This is a genomic window from Dethiosulfatibacter sp. (assembly GCF_983023055.1).
In genome coordinates this window covers 1-2,025 of record NZ_CEZJXU010000455.1, presented here as the reverse complement: position 1 = coordinate 2,025, position 2,025 = coordinate 1, and the positions used below count along the sequence as shown (strand labels likewise).

Here is a 2,025-nt window from a genome sequence, read left to right as displayed (position 1 = left end):
ATTGATGTTGCCAGAGAGTTTTCTTTAAAATACGGTGTAGTGACTGTATTAAAGGGACATAAAACTGTTGTTTCAAATGGAACTGAAGTTTATGTAAATGAAACGGGAAACCCTGGAATGGCTACTGCAGGAAGCGGAGACGTTCTTACTGGAATAATAGGATCGTTGCTTGGTCAGGGTTTTGATTTGATGGAGTCAGCAAAGCTAGGTGTATACCTTCACGGACTTGCAGGTGACATGGCAGGAGAAAAATATGGCGAATACGGATTGTCGGCTGTCAATATTATAGAGTTCATACCAGAAGCTTTTAAAGTTGCTGAGGAAAAATAATCGTGACTTTATTAAGATGTTTTCAATGTTTTATATTAAAACAAAGAAGCTTCTCGCAACTGGAATATAATATCCAGCAGAGAGAAGCTCCTTTATGTTGGTAACAGTGAGGGTTGAAATGATATATGGCAAATGATAAGGTTTATCTACAAAGAATTATTTACTTTAATTGACTGTATAAGAACCTCTTACCATAAATATGGCATATTCATTTACACTAACCCCTCTTCCGTCTGAACGGGGAATAATAAGCAAATGATTTTTAGGGATGGCTTCCCCATTAGCCAAGTCAACACCGGCTGTGATATCAGACAGTCCACCAAGGTCGCTAGTTATTGCATTTGTAGAGCTTGAACTGTATCTAAGAATTATTTCTGTTCCTGCATCTCCTATGAGGTTGGTGCCTATATGGATCCTGTTTGTGCCTGTATCTGTTTCTGATTTACCTGAATTGTTCATTAGATCTTCTGTAGCAAATAATTCTACAATTACAAGACTTTCAGAAGGTGATGTTGTAGAGTCGTTATTTTCGTCAATAGAATTTGTTAGTGTTTCAATTTCGGTATTTAGGTCTTCTATATCTGTTTTGGCCTTGTCCATATCTTCTTTTACTAAACTGATTGCATCATCCTGGTCCAGAATGTCCTGGCTAAATGAATCTTTTAGTTCATCAATGACCATGTTGAGATAACTCAGGGAAATCAAAGGGTCATCGTCGTTAAGTGCTGCTTCGGAAACAAAAATACCTAAGGACAATAATAGAATCATTGTTATAATAATTACTACTGCTTTCTTTTTCAAAATTTCACCTCTCTTGTAGGATATTTATTATTTTAAGTCAGCACGAGGAAATAAGCAATAATATTTTGTATATTTACATAGAAAGATGGGGGCAATTCTGATATAATTATTTAGCGCATTTTAGAAATAGGAGCAGAATTATGAAATTTAAAAAAATATTGGTATTAACTGTTGTAATAAGTTTATTGTTTTCTTTTAGTGCTTTGTACAAAAGATTCAATATAGAAAATAACTTAAAAGAATATAATTATATTCTTGATCTGGACGAGATGGAAAAACTGGCAGATGATTCAGATAAAGATCTTGAATACTGGCTTGGCTTCTTTAATGAACTTGGAGCAGGATATGTTTCATTAAATGAAGAATCTCTGTATTCTATGATTGAGGATGGACGAAGATTGTCAGCCGATGTAGCCGGAGACATGGAAAAGGATTATGAAAAATTTAGCCGACTTCCTGAATCAATAAAGATGGATATGGAAGAAGGCATCATTGATAAGTTTGACTTGATAGTGAAGCTCCATGATAATGAAACATTTGACTTTGTGTATAATGGACTAAAAAACAGATATGACAAGGATTTCTATACCATTTATGAAGACGAGTATAATTATATAGTTCTAGATGGGTTATATGAAGATATGATTTATACTAATGCGGTGAAATATCTTGATATAGACGGTATGGGAATAATTAATGTGAACAACGCTGTTTCATCAAAACTTCTTCTGGTTGGAATAGACTACGATATGGAGAAGTATTCGCTTCTAGCGGACAGTGGTTTGAAGGTTCTATTTAGACCAATAAATTACAGCAGATATTCGGATAAGATTGCTGATAATTTTATTAATTCTATAAGTACACTGAATCCGGAACAGAAGTATGTATTGTTTT

General features: G+C 34.2%; 3 protein-coding genes. 2 read left to right on the top strand and 1 reads right to left on the bottom strand.

What is annotated here, in order from left to right:
- Positions 1 to 330, top strand: a 330-nt coding sequence (locus AC3AX0_RS12345; protein WP_487550580.1) for an ADP-dependent NAD(P)H-hydrate dehydratase, incomplete at its 5' end; no start/stop codon positions are given.
- A 165-nt stretch (positions 331 to 495) separates the two neighbouring features.
- Here the strand turns inward: AC3AX0_RS12345 and AC3AX0_RS12340 are convergent.
- Positions 496 to 1,131, bottom strand: a complete 636-nt coding sequence (locus tag AC3AX0_RS12340; protein WP_487550579.1) for a hypothetical protein — start codon at positions 1,129 to 1,131, stop codon at positions 496 to 498.
- 140 nt (positions 1,132 to 1,271) lie between these two features.
- Between AC3AX0_RS12340 and AC3AX0_RS12335 the strand changes: the two genes are divergently transcribed.
- Positions 1,272 to 2,025 (top strand): DUF5693 family protein (locus tag AC3AX0_RS12335; protein ID WP_487550578.1); only part of this gene is annotated, 754 nt, incomplete at its 3' end.